Source organism: Amycolatopsis rifamycinica, from assembly GCF_000695625.1.
Taxonomy (GTDB): domain Bacteria; phylum Actinomycetota; class Actinomycetes; order Mycobacteriales; family Pseudonocardiaceae; genus Amycolatopsis; species Amycolatopsis rifamycinica.
The window spans coordinates 45,821-60,716 of sequence record NZ_JMQI01000050.1 but is presented as its reverse complement, the minus strand read 5'-3'; the positions used below and the strand labels follow the sequence as shown (position 1 = coordinate 60,716).

Sequence of the window (14,896 nt, the reverse complement as noted above, 5' to 3'; positions counted from 1 at the left end):
ACACCGAGTGACCGCATCATCGTGGCTGCTGGTGGCCCTGCCTGGCCTCGGCGCCCTGATCCTGCTGCTGGCGGGTAAGCGGGCCAAGGCCTGGGGGCATCTGCTCGGCTGTGCCACCGTCACCCTCGCCTTCGTCTACGGGCTGATCCTGTTCTTCACCGCCGACACCGGCACCACGACCGACACCAAGGTCTACTCGTGGATCCCGGCCGGCGCGCTGCAGATCGACTTCGGGCTGCGGATCGACGCGCTGTCGCTGACGTTCGTGCTGCTCATCACCGGCGTCGGCATGCTGATCCACTACTACTCGATCGGCTACATGGCCGACGACGAGGGCCGGTACCGCTTCTTCGCGTACCTGAACCTCTTCGTCGCCTCGATGCTGGTCCTGGTGCTGGGCAACAGCTTCGTGACGCTCTACATGGGCTGGGAGGGCGTGGGTCTCGCCTCCTACCTGCTCATCGGCTGGTACCAGGGCCGCCCGTCCGCCGCGACCGCGGCGAAGAAGGCGTTCCTGATGAACCGCGTCGGTGACGTCGGGCTCGCGCTGGCCATCTTCATCATGTTCAAGTACGCGGGCTCCACCGGCTACGCGCAGGTGTTCCAGGCGGTCGGCGACGGCAAGTTCTCGCCGGGCGCGATCACCGCCATGGCGATCCTGCTCCTGCTGGGCGCCTGCGGTAAGTCCGGCCAGTTCCCGCTGCAGGCGTGGCTCCCGGACGCGATGGAGGGCCCGACCCCGGTGTCGGCCCTGATCCACGCGGCCACGATGGTGACCGCGGGTGTCTACCTGGTGGCCCGCTCGAAGGACATCTTCAACGCCACCGAGGACGGCAGGCTGATCGTCACGCTGGTCGGCACGGTGACCCTGCTGCTCGGGTGCATCATCGGCTGCGCGTACGACGACATCAAGAAGGTCCTCGCGTACTCCACGGTCAGCCAGATCGGCTACATGATGCTGGCCGTCGGCCTCGGGCCGATCGCCTACGCGCTGGGGATCATGCACCTGGTCGCGCACGGCTTCTTCAAGGCCGGGCTGTTCCTCGGGGCCGGGTCGGTCATGCACGGCATGAACGACGAGGTCGACATGCGGAAGTTCGGCGGGCTGCGCAAGCACATGCCGATCACCTTCATCACCTTCGGCCTCGGCTACCTGGCCCTGATCGGCATCCCGCCGCTGTCGGGCTTCTTCACCAAGGACGCGATCATCGAGGCGGCGTTCGGCCAGGGCGGCTGGCGCGGCTGGGTGATGGGCGGCGCGGCCCTGCTCGGCGCCGGGCTCACCGCGTTCTACATGACCCGGCTGATGATGATGACGTTCTTCGGCAAGGAGCGCTGGAAGGACATCAAGAGCACCGACGGCCGCGACTTCCACCCGCACGAGTCCAAGGCGATCATGTGGATCCCGATGGCGGTGCTGGCGATCGGCTCGGTCGGCGCCGGCGCGTTCTTCGCACTCGGCCACCGCTTCGCCGAGTGGCTGACCCCCTCGGTCGGCAAACTGGAGGAGGCGCACCACGCGCCGTTCGACGCGTGGGTGATCTCCGCCGCCGCGATCGTGTTCTCCGTGCTGGGCGTGGTGATCGCGGCCCTGATCTTCCGCCGTGACGTCCCGGTCGAGCAGCCCCAGCGGGTCTCGTTCGTCACCCGGGCCGCGCGCAAGGACCTGTACGGCAACGCCCTCAACGAGACGCTGGTCGCCCGTCCGGGCACCTGGCTCTCGCGGGCGTTGGTCTTCGTCGACAACCGCGGCGTCGACGGCGCGGTCAACGGCCTGGCCGCCGGTCTCGGCGGCGGGTCCGGCCGGCTGCGGCGGCTGCAGACCGGGTTCGTCCGGTCCTACGCGCTGTCGATGCTGGGCGGCACGTTCCTGCTTCTGGCGGCTCTCCTGCTGGTGAGGTTCTCCTGATGACCTGGTTGCTCATCCTCATCCTGGTGCCGCTCGCCGGCTCGCTGGTGCTGGCGTTCCTCAAGGGGAACGACCGCGCCGCGGTGCTGGCCGCGCTCGGGTTCTCGATCCTCGAGTTCCTGCTGGTGATCCCGTTCTGGCTCAGCTACTCGCCTTCGGGCGCGCGGCTGCAGATGACGTCGAGCTTCGACTGGATCCCCAGCTTCGGCGTGCACATCGCGTTCGGCGTCGACGGCATCGCGCTGATCATGATCGCGGTGATCGCGCTGCTGGTGCCGATCGTCGTCGGCGGGCTCGGCACGATGGACAAGCTGCCGGCGGGGCGCAGCGCGGGCGGGTACCTGTCGCTGATCCTGCTGCAGGAGGCGCTCACGATCGGCGTGTTCGCCGCGACCGACGTCTTCCTGTTCTACGTGCTGTTCGAAATCATGCTGATCCCGATGTACTTCCTGATCGGCGGCTACGGCGGCGCGAACCGGCAGTACGCGGCGGTGAAGTTCTTCCTGTACTCGTTCCTCGGCGGCCTGATCATGCTGGCGTCGGCGATCGGGGCGTACTCGCTGGCGGCGGACAAGCTCGGCAAGGGCACGTTCGACTGGGCCACGCTGGTGACGGTGGTGCGCGACGCGCCGCTGTCCACGCAGATCTGGCTGTTCCTCGGGTTCTTCCTGGCCTTCGCGATCAAGGCGCCACTGGTGCCGTTCCACACCTGGCTGCCGGACGCGGCGGGGGAGGCGCCGATCGGTGTCGCCGTCCTGCTGGTCGGCATCCTGGACAAGGTCGGCACGTTCGGGTTCCTGCGCTACTGCCTGCCGATGTTCCCGGACGCGAGCCGGACCCTGGCGCCGCTGGTGCTGGTGCTCTCGGTGATCGGCGTCCTCTACGGCTCGATCCTCGCCGCGGGGCAGCGGGACATGAAGCGGTTCATCGCCTACGTGTCCATCGCGCACTTCGGGTTCATCTCGCTGGGCATCTTCGCGTTCAACGAGCAGGCGATGGTCGGCTCGGCGACGTACATGCTCAACCACAGCCTCGCCACCGGCATGCTGATCGTGGTGATCGGCCTGGTCATCGCGCGTGGCGGGTCGTCCCGCATCTCGGACTACGGTGGCATGGCGAAGGTGACTCCGCTGCTCGCGGGCCTGTTCCTCCTCGCCGGTCTGTCCACGCTTTCGCTGCCGGGCACCAACTCGTTCGTCTCCGAGTTCCTGGTGCTCATCGGGTCCTTCGTGGACCAGCCGGTGTACACGATCCTGGCCACGGTGGGCATGGTCCTGGCCGCGGCGTACGTCCTGTGGCTCTACCAGCGGGTCTTCCAGGGTCCGGTCCGCGGTGACGCCCTCGTGGGCGTCGGCGGGGGCCCGGGCACGGCGATCGCGCCGGAGCTGGGCGCGAAGAAGGCCATCCGTGACCTCGGCGGCAAGGAGATCGCGATCCTCGCGCCGCTGGTCGTGCTGATCCTCGTTCTCGGCTTCTACCCGAAGCCGGTGCTCGACACAGTCACCCCGACGGTGCAGCAGACGCTGTCCGCGGTCCAGGGAGGCAAGTAGAAGTGCTCGACATCCTCCTGACCCAGGCACCGGAGCCGCCGATCATGGTGCCGACGGTCGACTACCAGGCGGTGCTGCCGGTGCTGATCGTGTTCGGCGCGGCGTGCGTCAGCGTGCTGGTCGAAGCGTTCGCGTCGAAGCGGTCGCGGTTCGGCATCCAGGTGGGCCTGAGCCTGGCGTCGATCGTCGCGGCCGGCGTCAGCCTGGTCGTCTACGCGACGGGCAGCGCGCCGGCGGGCGGCGTCACGACGTTCAGCGGCGCGATCTCGATCGACCGTCCGGCGCTGTTCCTCTGGGGCACGCTCCTGGCCTTGGCGGTCGGCGCGGTGCTGCTGATTTCGGACCGCGTGGTCGAGCCGGGCGGCGCCCTGGTCGCCCAGGCCGGCATCCGCCCGGGCACGGTCCAGGACCGCGCCCAGACGGCGACGGTCATGCAGACCGAGGTGTTCCCGCTGACGCTGTTCGCGCTCGGCGGCATGATGGCGTTCACCGCGGCGAACGACCTGCTGACGATGTTCATCGCGCTGGAAGTGCTGTCGCTGCCGCTGTACCTGATGTGCGGCCTGGCTCGCCGGCGCAGGCTGTTGTCGCAGGAAGCGGCGGTCAAGTACTTCCTGCTGGGTGCGTTCTCGTCGGCGTTCTTCCTGTACGGGCTGGCGCTGCTGTACGGCTACGCGAACTCGGTGAAGCTGGGCGACATCGCGGCCGCGGCGGCGGGTTCGGACCGCTCGGACACGCTGCTGTTCGCCGGGCTGGGCCTGCTGGTGGTCGGCCTGCTGTTCAAGGGTTCGGTCGGCCCGTTCCACACGTGGACCCCGGACGTGTACCAGGGAGCGCCGACGCCGGTGACGGCGTTCATGGCGGCGTGCACCAAGGTGGCGGCGTTCGGCGGGATCCTGCGGGTGCTGTCGGTGGCGTTCTCGTCGACTTCGTGGGAGTGGCGCGGAGTGCTCTGGGGCGTGGCGATCATCTCGATGGTGATCGGCGCGGTGCTGGGCCTGACGCAGACGGACGTCAAGCGCATGGTGGCGTACTCGTCGATCGCCCACGCGGGCTTCCTGCTCGTCGGTGCGATCGCGATGACGAAGGACGGGCTTTCGAGCACGCTGTTCTACTTGCTGGCGTACGGCTTCACGACGCTGGCGGCGTTCGGCGTGATCAGCCTGGTCCGCGATTCCTCGGGCGAGGCGACGCACCTCTCGGCGTGGGCGGGACTGGCGAAGCGGTCGCCGTTGGTGGCGGGTGTCTTCACGTTCCTGCTGCTGGCCTTGGCGGGCATTCCGTTGACGTCCGGTTTCGTCGGCAAGTTCGTGGTGTTCTCGGCGGCGCTGTCCGACGGAATGGCCCCGCTGGTCGTGGTCGCCCTGGTGTTCAGCGCGGTGGCGGCGTTCTTCTACCTGCGGGTGATCGTGCTGATGTACTTCTCCGAGCCGGCCGCGGACGGCCCCTCGGTCTCGGTCCCGGGCTTCGGCACCGGGACGGCGATCTTCCTGGGCACGGCGGTGACGCTGGTGCTGGGCCTGGTCCCGGCGTTCGCCCTGTCGTGGGCGGGTGCCGGCGGGTTCGCCTTCTGAGTTTTGCTGATTCCGGGCCGTCACTCCCTTAACCGGGGGTGGCGGCCTTCAGTTTGTGGCTCAGTTCTTTCGGATGCCCGGGCACGACGCTGATGTAGCCGTCGGCGAGGGCGATCCCGACCCGCCCGGCATCGAGGTCGAGGTAGCTGACGGTGCTGCCCGCGGCGTGCAGTTGGCCGACGCCGTAGTGGGGCTGCTGGAACAGGGCGTCGAGTTCGTGCGCTTCCCGGCTGCGTTCTTCGTCGAAGATGTCACTGACCTCGGCGGTCCGGAAGTCTTCTTGCGGGAGCGAGAAGGGCCTGATGCCGGCAGGCCGGTACGCGGGCAGTTGGGCGACGAGGGCGTCGGCGGGGTGGGTGTCGACGTCGCTGAGTTCGACTTGATCGCCTTGGCAGACAACGCAGACGGCGGTGCGCCCGCGTTGGGCGACGAGCACGTTGCGCTGCCCCGAGGTGTCCCGGGCGTAGGCGACGTAGTCGCGGGCCGGGTGGTCGATGAGGTGGAGGAGCTCTTCGAATTCGGGGGTGAAGCCGTCGCCTTCGATGAAGCCGTAGGGGCTGAGCTCTTCGAAGGCTTCCCGCTGGACCCGGTCCTTGGCGGAGGGCGGGACGTACCGAAGCCCTTTCGCGAAGACGGGATGCGGATCCCCGCAGCCGACGTGCCGCATGGCGGTGAGAAGCGTGTTCAGCGAGAGGACGGCGATCATCGTTTCTTGGTCTCACCGATAACGGGCGGCATGGGCTTTTCGGTGAAGCCGCCGAAGGTTTCGTCGGGATCGGGGTTTTGGAGGTAGGGGGCTTTTTTCTTCTCGCGGTCTTCTTCTTTGCCGCCGCGGCCGGCGAGCGGAGTGCCGCCCACAGGGAGGCCGTTGGCGCCGCGGGGGCCGGCCGAGCGGTTCGTGCCGGGGAGGCGTTCCTCGGGGAGTCGGGCGCCGGTGCTGCCGCCGGGGGAGCGGAAGCCGGGCTGGTTCGGGCGGCTTCCGGGGGTGCCTGGGGTCCCCGTGCTGCCGCCTGGGGTTCTGGTGCCTGGGGTGCCGGTTCCCGTGCTGCCGCCGGGGGTGCCTGGGGTGCCGGTGCTTGGAGTGCCGGTTCTGGTCCCCGGTCCGGTTCCTGGCGTCCCTGGTCCGGTTTGGTACCCGCCGCCGACGTACGGCCCGGTGCCCGGACCGAACCCACCGGGCCAGTTCGTTCCGAGGTTGTTTACGGCCTGCCCGGTAGGTCCGAACTCGTACCCACCCTGAGCAGCGGGCAGGACGGGCTTGGGGATGTAACTGTTGGCGTGGGTGCCGTCGGGGCTTCCGGGCTGTTGGCTCTGCAGGTTCTGGAAGTTCTGCTGGTTTTGCCCGGCAACTTGGTCCTGTGAGGACTGGACAGTCCGCCGGTCCTGCTGCGCGGGAACCTGGGTCTGCCGCGGATTCCGAGCCCATTCCCCGGTATCGGTGGTCCCGGTATCGGTGGACCCGGCCTTGTCCCCGGCTTTGTCCCCGGCCGAGCGATCGGTCATGGAAACGGGAGCCCCGGAGTCGGCAAGCTGCGCGTACTGCGCGGGCATCTGCCCGCCATTGGTGGTACTGGCGGAGTGATAGGCGCTGAAGGCATCGATGTTGGCTTGGCTGTCAGCCTGCCACCCGGCAACCTTGGTGGTGTAGGAATCCCACCCTTTACCGGTGATGACATTGAGAACATCATTCTTGTCAAGCTCCGGCGGCTGAGGAGCAACAGGCTTGACCGAGTTTTTGGCGGTACCGAAGGCATCCATCTGAGCCCCAACAGCAGCCTGAGCATACTGAAGATGAACAGCATCATCAGCAGCAGCATCCACAAGAGGCCGAGTAGCATCAGCGGCCGCTTCTCCGGCGTTCCCCCGCCAGCCGGACGTGGTCTTGGCCCGGAGAGCCGCGATTCGCAGAGCCCGGTCAGCCATCCGATCAGTCAGGTCGATAGCACCGTCTTGTGCGTTGGCGAGCGAATCGATTCCGGCTCCACCGGTGACTTGCTCGTAGATCTGAGCAGCCGTCAACGGGCCCTCGGTGACCATCAGGTCGCCTTCCGCAGGTTTTCCAGCACCTTTGCCGCCACGTCGTGGGCGGCTGCACAAGGATCTTTTTTCCCGACATTCGCTTCGGACAGGGAGATGGCGATGTCGACTTGTTGCGTATCGCTCGTCCCGAGCGCGAGCAGGCAGCGTCCCTTGGTGCTTCTCTCGTCGACCTGGCCGAACGCGACTGTGGGGTAGCCGTCGATCGGGTCGAGTGGCTCGAAAAACGGATAGATGGTGTCTTTCGCCCGATAGACGCCGGTCAACCCGAGCTGGGTCGTCTTGAAGTAGGTCACCCCGACGCCGGCTTGGGAAACCGCGGGGACGTTCCACCGGCAAGTGGGTCCGGCCTGATCGTCCACCGCCGGATTGGTTGTGACGCCTGCGCCGAGAAGTTCCTTGCTCTGCTCCGGGGTCAGTGAGTCACACGGCGCTTGCTGGAAATGGCGCACGTCGAGCGGGGTGTCGACCTTCGGCACGCCAGGGCCGGGAACAGCCGCGATCGATGAAGGCGTCGTAGCCGGCGGAGGTCCGGAAGCCGACGGTGACGCGGTGCCGTCCATGCGGTCGGTGCAAGCCGCGAGTGTCAACAGCGAGGTGCAGAGCAGAACGGCTGTCCGGCGGATCAAAGCGTGCCTCCGGTCTGCTTGATGTCCGTGTTGTTCGCGTCCTCGGTGGCTGCGTACCTGCCTAACGCTGCTTCGAACTTCTTCGCCATTGCCCGGCAGTACTGTTCCCGGGCGTCGAGCGTGGTCAGGAGGGCCAAGCCGGAATTCCGGATCTGCTCGGCGTTGCCTTCGCTCGCGTACTCGAGCCCGGGTGCCTGCGCCTGAGCCACCAATTGCGCACGTTGCTGGTCGTCGCGGAACTCGTTGGCCAGGTCGTTCCACTCGTGCATCAACTCACGAAGGGTCTGCTCGTCATACTCGAAGCCCCCACCGGACCCACCTCCACCGTACGACCCGGGGACCGGAATCCCGTTCGGCCCCGGCAGCTCCCAATTCCCGCCCGGGTCGTAAACCGGTCCCTCAGGCACAGTGCACCACCGTCGTCATCAGCTCTCCCCTAGCTTGCAGTGTGCTCCCTCCCGGGCACCCTGCGTATCCGACGTCTCGCACCCTACCAGGGTTCCCTCTCGGCAAAAGCCAAGGTCACGAGGGCCGCGGCAACCCTCTCGGTGCTCTCCCATGCCGCGGCCCTCGGGACGTCTACGGGGTCGGTGTGCAGCTCGTGCGACCCACTGTCACCTCGCCGGTGAGGCCCGATGGCGGCAGGAACTCGATGCGCAGCATCGTCAAGCCGACGCTTCCGTCGCCCGGGAGGGTCTGCGTGTTGAACACCGCGTTCGCCAGTGCCGTTCCGTCCGCTTTCCGGAGCGGTGACACGTACCCGGCCGGGACCGGGCTCGGCGGGTTCGCGATCCCCGTCATCCCGCCGTACGTCCAGGTCGCGTTCGCCTGCGTCCGGGTCGCCTCGCACGTCACCGTGAAACTGGCCAGCTTCACCCTCGGGCCGCCCGCGCTCACCAACGCCGACAGGTCGAAGTTCTTGCCCGTTGCCGTCGACTTCGTCGTCGCGTCCGCCGTCGTGCACGAGGACGTTCCGCCGCCGAACGTGATGCCCGGCTTCGACACCGCTTCGGCCGTCGCGCTCGTCGGGCCGTCGATCGAACAGTGACCCTGGGCCGGGATCGTGACCGTCGTGCCCGCCTTCGTGAACGACGCCTCCCCGATGTCCGCCACGCCCGGCTGGGTGGCCGCCGCCGCCGCGGCCGGCGTGGCCGCCGACGCTGCCAGGGCCGTCACCGCCAGCGCGGTGACGATCGTGCTGCGCATCTCTTCCTCCTCGACCCGCGGAACGCGGCCGTGGGCGGCCGCTCTTTCCCCGACTGGATATCCGCGCGCCGGAGACGTCCGTTGCGCCCGGAATCGCCGATCACCCTTTCGAGGATCGGGAACCACCCGGTGGGTGGCCGCGGGCGGTGTCATGTTCATCACCGTTTCCGCTGGACAGCGGGTAAACGACCGCGCGGCGTAGCCACTACGCTCAAGGGGCAACCGACCGGTGCACGAGTAGAGCGGAGCCGACGTGTCTGTGCCTTCCCCAGCCCCCGGGGCGGGATCCCTCCCCGCTGCGCCGGGCGGCGCCCTCGACGACCTGCGGGCGTCGGTCGGGCTGCAGATCGCCGACGAAACCCTGCTGCGCTCGATCGCCGGCGGGCTGACCGAGGTCGAGAAGCTGCTGCGTGAGGTCGTCCGCAGCGACGTCCAGGCCGTCAACGACGCCGCGTTGCACCTGGTCGAGGCGGGTGGCAAACGCTTCCGTCCGCTGTTCACGCTGCTCTCCGCGCAGTTCGGCCCCAAGCAGGACGACCACGTCATCATCGCCGCCGCCGCGGTGGAGCTGGTGCACCTGGCCACGCTCTACCACGACGACGTCATGGACGAGGCCACCATGCGGCGGGGCGCCGAGAGCGTCAACGCCCGCTGGGACAACACCATCGCCATCCTCACCGGCGACTTCCTCTTCGCCCACGCGTCGCGCCTGGTCGCCGACCTGGGCACGGACGCGGCGCGGATCATCGCCGAGACCTTCGGCGAGCTGGTCACCGGCCAGATGCGGGAGACCGTCGGCCCGGGGCCGGGTGACGACGCCGTCGCGCACTACCTCACCGTCATCGCCCAGAAGACCGGGTCGCTGATCGCCACCTCCGGCCGCTTCGGCGGCATGATGTCCGGCGCCGCCGAGGAGCACGTCGAGGCGCTGCGCCGGTTCGGCGACATCATCGGCACCGCGTTCCAGATCTCCGACGACATCATCGACATCGCGTCGCCGTCCGACGAGCTCGGCAAGGCGCAGGGCACCGACCTGCGCGAAGGCGTCCGGACGCTGCCGATGCTGTACGCGCTGGCCGACCCGGGCACCGACCCGCGGCTCACCGAGCTGCTGTCCGGCCCGATCGCCGACGACGCCCTCGTGCAGGAGGCGCTGGAGCTGCTGCGGGTCAGTAGCGGACTCGATCGAGCCCGCGTCACCCTTTCCGACTACGCTCAGCGCGCGCGAGCCGAGCTCACCGCGCTGCCCGCGTCACCCGCCCGGGACGCGTGCGAGTCGGTCGCCGACTACCTGGTCGCGCGCACGCGCTAAGCACTAAACAGGGGCAGGGAAAGATGTCCATATTCGGACAGGTCTGGCTGTGGAGCCTGGCCGCGTTCTTCGTCGGGGTCCTCCTCACCTGGCTGGTGCTCGTGCTGCCGCTCCGCAAGAGCGTCCGCCGGCTGGAGAGCTCGCTGGCGCAGGCCCACGCCGACGCCGCGCGCACCCCCGCGAACGCGGCCGCGGTGAGCGCCACCGCCGAGGTGTTCCGGCGGCCGGAGCTGGAGCCGACCCGCGAGGAGACCTCCTACCCCGGCACGCTGGTCGCCGCGCCGCCGATCCACCGCGACGACGTCCACGACGACATCGACGAGGACTTCGCCGAGCTGGACGCCCAGGTGCCGCCGCGGATCCCGCCGGAGCCGGAACCCGTCCGCGCGCCCGAGCCGGAGCCCGACGAGGACGACCCGTACCGGAGCGCGGCCGCCGAGTTCCTGACCCCGGAAGCCGAGCCGGAGGCGCCCGACCGCGCCACCGCGACGCAGTACCTGGTCCCGGCCGGGGATTCGTTCGACGACGACGAGCTCGAGGTGCCCACGCTGTCGCGGCTCGACCGGACGGCCGACCCCGAACCGGCCGGATCGCTGTTCCAGCCGCCGTCCGGTGAGCCGGCGGCCGTGCCGGACTGGTTCGACCCCGAGGCGCCGTCCGAGCGGTCGGCGTTCGAGGAGCCGGTGGAGCGCACGCGCTACCTCGGCTCGGTGCGCAAGGACGAGGCGGAAGAGGCCGAGCCGCCGCAGTACGCCTTCGGCGGCGACATCGACGAAGCCGACCTGGACGTGCCGCCGGAGACCCCCGCCGAAGCGACGCAGGTGCTGCCGAAGCGGCAGCCGCGGGAAGCGGCGCGCGGCGGGTTCGACGCGCCGCAGCCGATCCAGCCGTCGATGCGCACGGTCGAGCGCCGCGAGCCCGACCTGGCCGGCGCGCACAGCGGCTCGCTGTTCGAGCCGTCGGTGCAGCCGAACCAGGCGGCCGCCGGCGTCGCGGCCCCCGAGCCGCCCCCGGCCCGCCAGGTGGCGGGCGACGCCGTCCCGCCCGGCCCGTTCGGCCCCGGTTCGGCGATGCCGCGCCCGGGCGGCGGGGCACCCAGCGACAGCTTCGCCGTGAAGGCCAGCGTCACAGCCTTGCGCTACTGCACCGAAGAATCGGCGCAGTTCCCGAAGATGGTCGCCGAGGTCTGGTTCCGGACGGCCGAGGACGCCGAGCGGGTCGGGTTCCGGCCGCTCAGCTGAGCCCCGGCGCGGCCTGGAACAGCACGAGGGCCGCGCCGCCGGGATCGGTGACCACCACCAGGGAGCCGAACGGCAGGTCGGTGCGTTCGCGCACCAGGGTTCCGCCCAGCTCCCGCGCTTTCGCCGCGGCGGCGTCCACATCGGACACCGGCGCGTAGGGGAGCCACTGCGGCGTCCGGTCGTCGCCGGGAGCCAGCTCGGTGAGGCCGCCCCAGGGCGCGCCGCCGGACGTCAGCAGGGCGTCTCGGGTTTCCCAGCCCAGCAATTCGGCGAAGAACCGCTTGCTGCCCGCCGCGTCGGCGGTGCGGACGTCGAAGAAGACGAACGGTGAGTCAGGTCGCATGGACTAGAACTTAGGACACATGTCCCAACTGGGGCAAGCCCGGAAACGCCGAAGGCCGCCATGCCCGGGGCATGGCGGCCTTCGAAAAGCGGCGGGTTACGCGACGGTCCAGGTGTCCTTGCCGCGCAGCAGGGCCTGCAGGTCCGGCTTGCGGGCCGCGCGGGCCTCCTCGACCTGGGCGCGGGCGCCGTCGTCGTACGTCGGGCGCTCGACCTGGCGGAGGATGCCCGTCGGGACGTGGTTGAGGTTCTGGTCGCCCAGGCGCGACAGCGCGAACGCGTACGACGTGTCCGCGATCGACGGGTCGTGCACCACGATGTTGTCCTCGCCGATGTCCGCGACCTTGGCGACGTCCAGGCCGCCCCAGTCGCCGCGCTTGACGCCGAACTCCTGGTTCGGGCCGAAGCGGATCGGCTCGCCCGCGCGCAGCGGGATCAGGCGCGTCGCGGCTTCGTCGGCGTCCTTGAGGACGTCGAACGCGCCGTCGTTGAAGATCGGGCAGTTCTGGTAGATCTCGACCAGCGCCGAGCCGCGGTGCTGCGCCGCCGCCTGCAGGACCTCGGTCAGGCCCTTGCGGTCGGAGTCCAGGGCCCGGCCCACGAACGACGCCTCCGCGCCGATCGCCAGCGACAGCGGGTTGAACGGCGTGTCCACCGAACCCATCGGGGTCGACTTGGTGACCATGCCCTGCCCGGACGTCGGGGAGTACTGGCCCTTGGTCAGCCCGTAGATCCGGTTGTTGAACAGCAGGATCTTGATGTTCACGTTGCGGCGCAGCGCGTGGATCAGGTGGTTGCCGCCGATGGACAGCGCGTCGCCGTCACCCGTGACGACCCACACCGACAGGTCCGGCCGCGTGGTGGCCAGGCCGGTCGCGATCGACGGCGCGCGGCCGTGGATCGAGTGCATGCCGTAGGTGTTGAGGTAGTACGGGAAGCGCGACGAGCAGCCGATGCCCGAGATGAACACGATGTTCTCGCGCTTGAGGCCCAGCGTCGGCAGGAACGACTGGACGGCGTTGAGGACGACGTAGTCGCCGCAGCCGGGGCACCAGCGGACTTCCTGGTCGGACTTGTAGTCCTTGGCCTTCTGCGGCTCGTCGGTGGTGGGCACGAGGTCCAGGCCGCCGAGGTTGGGTATCCCCAGATCGATCGCGGTCATTTCGCCGCCTCCGTGGTGACGCTGGTGATGATCTCCGAGAACAGGTTCTGCAGCTCTTCGGCCTTGAACGCCATCCCCGCGACCTTGGTGTGCGAGTGGACGTCGACCAGGTACTTCGCCCGCAGCAGCAGGGCCAGCTGCCCGAGGTTCATCTCCGGCACCACGACCTTGTCGTAGCTGCGCAGGATGTCGCCGAGGTTGGCCGGCAGCGGGTTGAGGTGGCGCAGGTGCGCCTGCGCGATCGGCAGGCCGAGCTTGCGCACGCGGCGGCACGCCGCCCCGATCGGGCCGAACGAGCTGCCCCAGCCGAGCGCGAGCACGCGGGCCTTGCCGCCGCTCGGGTCGTCGACGACGAGGTCGGGGACGTCGATGCCGTCGATCTTCGCCTGCCGCAGCCGGACCATCTTGTCGTGGTTGTCCGGGTCGTAGGAGATGTGGCCGGTCTTGTCGGCCTTCTCCAGCCCGCCGATGCGGTGCTGCAGCCCCGGCGTGCCCGGGATCGCCCAGGCGCGGGCGAGCGTTTCGGGGTCGCGGACGTACGGCCAGAACTCGCCGGAGTCGTTGTCCGCGTTGGGTTCGGTGGCGAACTCGACCCGCAGGTCGGGCAGCTCGTCGACGTCCGGGATCAGCCACGGCTCGGAACCGTTGGCGATCGCGCCGTCCGAGAGCAGCAGCACCGGCGTGCGGTACTTCAGCGCGATCCGGGTCGCCTCGACGGCCGCGTCGAAGCAGTCCGCCGGCGACAGCGGCGCGACGATCGGGACCGGCGATTCGCCGTTGCGGCCGAACATCGCCTGCAGCAGGTCGGCCTGCTCGGTCTTGGTCGGCAGCCCGGTGGACGGGCCGCCGCGCTGGACGTCGATGACGACCAGCGGTAGCTCCACCATCACGCCGAGGCCGACGGCTTCGGACTTCAGCGCGACACCGGGCCCGGACGTCGAGGTGACCCCGAGCGCGCCGCCGTAGGACGCGCCGAGCGCGGCGCCGATGCCGGCGATCTCGTCTTCGGCCTGGAAGGTGATGATGCCGAAGTGCTTGTGCTTGGACAGCTCGTGGAGGATGTCCGACGCCGGGGTGATCGGGTACGTGCCGAGCAGGATCTGCAGGCCGGAGCGCTGCCCGGCGGCCACGATTCCGTAGGCCAGCGCGGTGTTGCCGGTGATCTGCCGGTAGGTGCCCTGGGTCAGCTTCGCCGGGGCGACCTGGAACGTCGTCGCGAACGACTCGGTGGTCTCGCCGTAGTTCCAGCCCGCGCGGAAGGCGAGGATGTTCGCCTCGGCGATGTCCGGCTTCTTCGCGAACTTCTCGCGCAGGAACCGCTCGGTGCCCTCGGTCGGCCGGTGGTACATCCACGACAGCAGGCCGAGCGCGAACATGTTCTTGCAGCGCTCGGCGTCCTTCTTGCCGAGGCCGGTTTCGGCGAGCGCGCCCTGGGTCAGGGTCGACATGGCGACCCGGTGCACCTGGTACGGCGCGAGCGTGTCGTCGTCCAGCGGGTCCGTCGCGTAGCCGACCTTGGTGAGGTTCCGCTTGATGAACTCGTCGGTGTTGAGAATGATCGTGCCGCCGTGCGGGACGTCGGCGAGGTTCGCCTTCAGCGCGGCCGGGTTCATCGCCACCAGCACGTCCGGCCGGTCGCCGGGGGTGAGGATGTCGTAGTCGGCGAAGTGCACCTGGAAGCTCGAGACACCGGGGATGGTGCCCTGTGGCGCGCGGATCTCCGCGGGGAAGTTCGGCATCGTCGACAGGTCGTTGCCGAACGCGGCGGCCTCGGACGTGAACCGGTCGCCGGTCAGCTGCATGCCGTCACCGGAGTCGCCCGCGAACCGGATGACCACCCGGTCCAGCTTGCTGACCTCGGTCGGCCTGGTTGCGGCGAGCGAGCCGTGGCCAGCGCCGTTGCCGTTCGCACTCGTGCTCATGGGTCAGGGATT

13 protein-coding genes are annotated in these 14,896 nt (G+C 69.3%); 5 read left to right on the top strand and 8 right to left on the bottom strand.

Going from position 1 to position 14,896, the window contains the following annotated elements; genetic code table 11:
* Positions 1 to 7: 7 nt before the first annotated feature.
* From nuoL to nuoN, 3 genes are read left to right on the top strand one after another with little or no spacing between them, the layout of a single operon-like run.
* Complete coding sequence (gene nuoL, locus DV20_RS23575) at positions 8 to 1,909, top strand: NADH-quinone oxidoreductase subunit L (RefSeq protein WP_043783829.1); 1,902 nt, start codon at positions 8 to 10, stop codon at positions 1,907 to 1,909.
* Positions 1,909 to 3,459, top strand: a complete 1,551-nt coding sequence (locus DV20_RS23570; protein WP_043783827.1) for an NADH-quinone oxidoreductase subunit M — start codon at positions 1,909 to 1,911, stop codon at positions 3,457 to 3,459. Before nuoL ends, DV20_RS23570 begins: the two co-directional genes overlap by 1 nt.
* 44 nt (positions 3,460 to 3,503) lie before the next feature.
* The gene (gene nuoN, locus DV20_RS23565) at positions 3,504 to 5,033 is read left to right on the top strand and encodes an NADH-quinone oxidoreductase subunit NuoN (RefSeq protein WP_407638348.1); all 1,530 of its coding nucleotides are present in this window, start codon (positions 3,504 to 3,506) and stop codon (positions 5,031 to 5,033) included.
* A gap of 28 nt (positions 5,034 to 5,061) precedes the next feature.
* Here the strand turns inward: nuoN and DV20_RS23560 are convergent, their stop codons facing one another.
* From DV20_RS23560 to DV20_RS23545, 5 genes are all read right to left on the bottom strand, one after another.
* Positions 5,062 to 5,739, bottom strand: a complete 678-nt coding sequence (locus DV20_RS23560) for an ESX secretion-associated protein EspG (protein ID WP_043783825.1) — start codon at positions 5,737 to 5,739, stop codon at positions 5,062 to 5,064.
* A complete protein-coding gene (locus DV20_RS44235; protein WP_152603752.1) occupies positions 5,736 to 7,070 on the bottom strand; it encodes a hypothetical protein in 1,335 nt (444 codons plus the stop codon). Before DV20_RS44235 ends, DV20_RS23560 begins: the two co-directional genes overlap by 4 nt.
* The gene (locus DV20_RS23555) at positions 7,070 to 7,660 is read right to left on the bottom strand and encodes a DUF3558 domain-containing protein (RefSeq protein ID WP_268747438.1); all 591 of its coding nucleotides are present in this window, start codon (positions 7,658 to 7,660) and stop codon (positions 7,070 to 7,072) included. The genes DV20_RS44235 and DV20_RS23555 overlap by 1 nt, the downstream gene beginning before the upstream one ends.
* Before the next feature lie 35 nt (positions 7,661 to 7,695).
* On the bottom strand, positions 7,696 to 7,968 hold the full coding sequence (locus tag DV20_RS23550) for a hypothetical protein (protein WP_235190927.1): 273 nt from the start codon (positions 7,966 to 7,968) through the stop codon (positions 7,696 to 7,698).
* Positions 7,969 to 8,278: 310 nt separating this feature from the next.
* Positions 8,279 to 8,905: a hypothetical protein gene (locus DV20_RS23545; RefSeq protein ID WP_043783821.1), complete on the bottom strand. Its 627-nt coding sequence runs from the start codon at positions 8,903 to 8,905 to the stop codon at positions 8,279 to 8,281.
* 259 nt (positions 8,906 to 9,164) lie between these two features.
* Here DV20_RS23545 and DV20_RS23540 point away from each other — a divergent pair, with 259 nt between their 5' ends.
* Entirely contained in the window at positions 9,165 to 10,217 is a 1,053-nt protein-coding gene (locus tag DV20_RS23540) for a polyprenyl synthetase family protein (RefSeq protein ID WP_043783819.1), read from the top strand.
* Between the two features lie 23 nt (positions 10,218 to 10,240).
* On the top strand, positions 10,241 to 11,458 hold the full coding sequence (locus DV20_RS23535; protein ID WP_043783817.1) for a sunset domain-containing protein: 1,218 nt from the start codon (positions 10,241 to 10,243) through the stop codon (positions 11,456 to 11,458).
* Here DV20_RS23535 and DV20_RS23530 read toward each other — a convergent pair.
* The 3 genes from DV20_RS23530 to DV20_RS23520 form a co-directional block, all read right to left on the bottom strand.
* Entirely contained in the window at positions 11,451 to 11,801 is a 351-nt protein-coding gene (locus tag DV20_RS23530) for a VOC family protein (protein ID WP_043783815.1), read from the bottom strand. The two genes, DV20_RS23535 and DV20_RS23530, sit on opposite strands and share 8 nt — an antisense overlap.
* A gap of 96 nt (positions 11,802 to 11,897) precedes the next feature.
* Positions 11,898 to 12,962 carry a 2-oxoacid:ferredoxin oxidoreductase subunit beta gene (locus DV20_RS23525; RefSeq protein WP_043783813.1) on the bottom strand — a complete coding sequence of 355 codons (1,065 nt, stop codon included), beginning with the start codon at positions 12,960 to 12,962 and terminating at the stop codon, positions 11,898 to 11,900.
* Positions 12,959 to 14,884 carry a 2-oxoacid:acceptor oxidoreductase subunit alpha gene (locus DV20_RS23520; protein WP_043783812.1) on the bottom strand — a complete coding sequence of 642 codons (1,926 nt, stop codon included), beginning with the start codon at positions 14,882 to 14,884 and terminating at the stop codon, positions 12,959 to 12,961. Before DV20_RS23520 ends, DV20_RS23525 begins: the two co-directional genes overlap by 4 nt.
* Positions 14,885 to 14,896 lie beyond the last annotated feature (12 nt).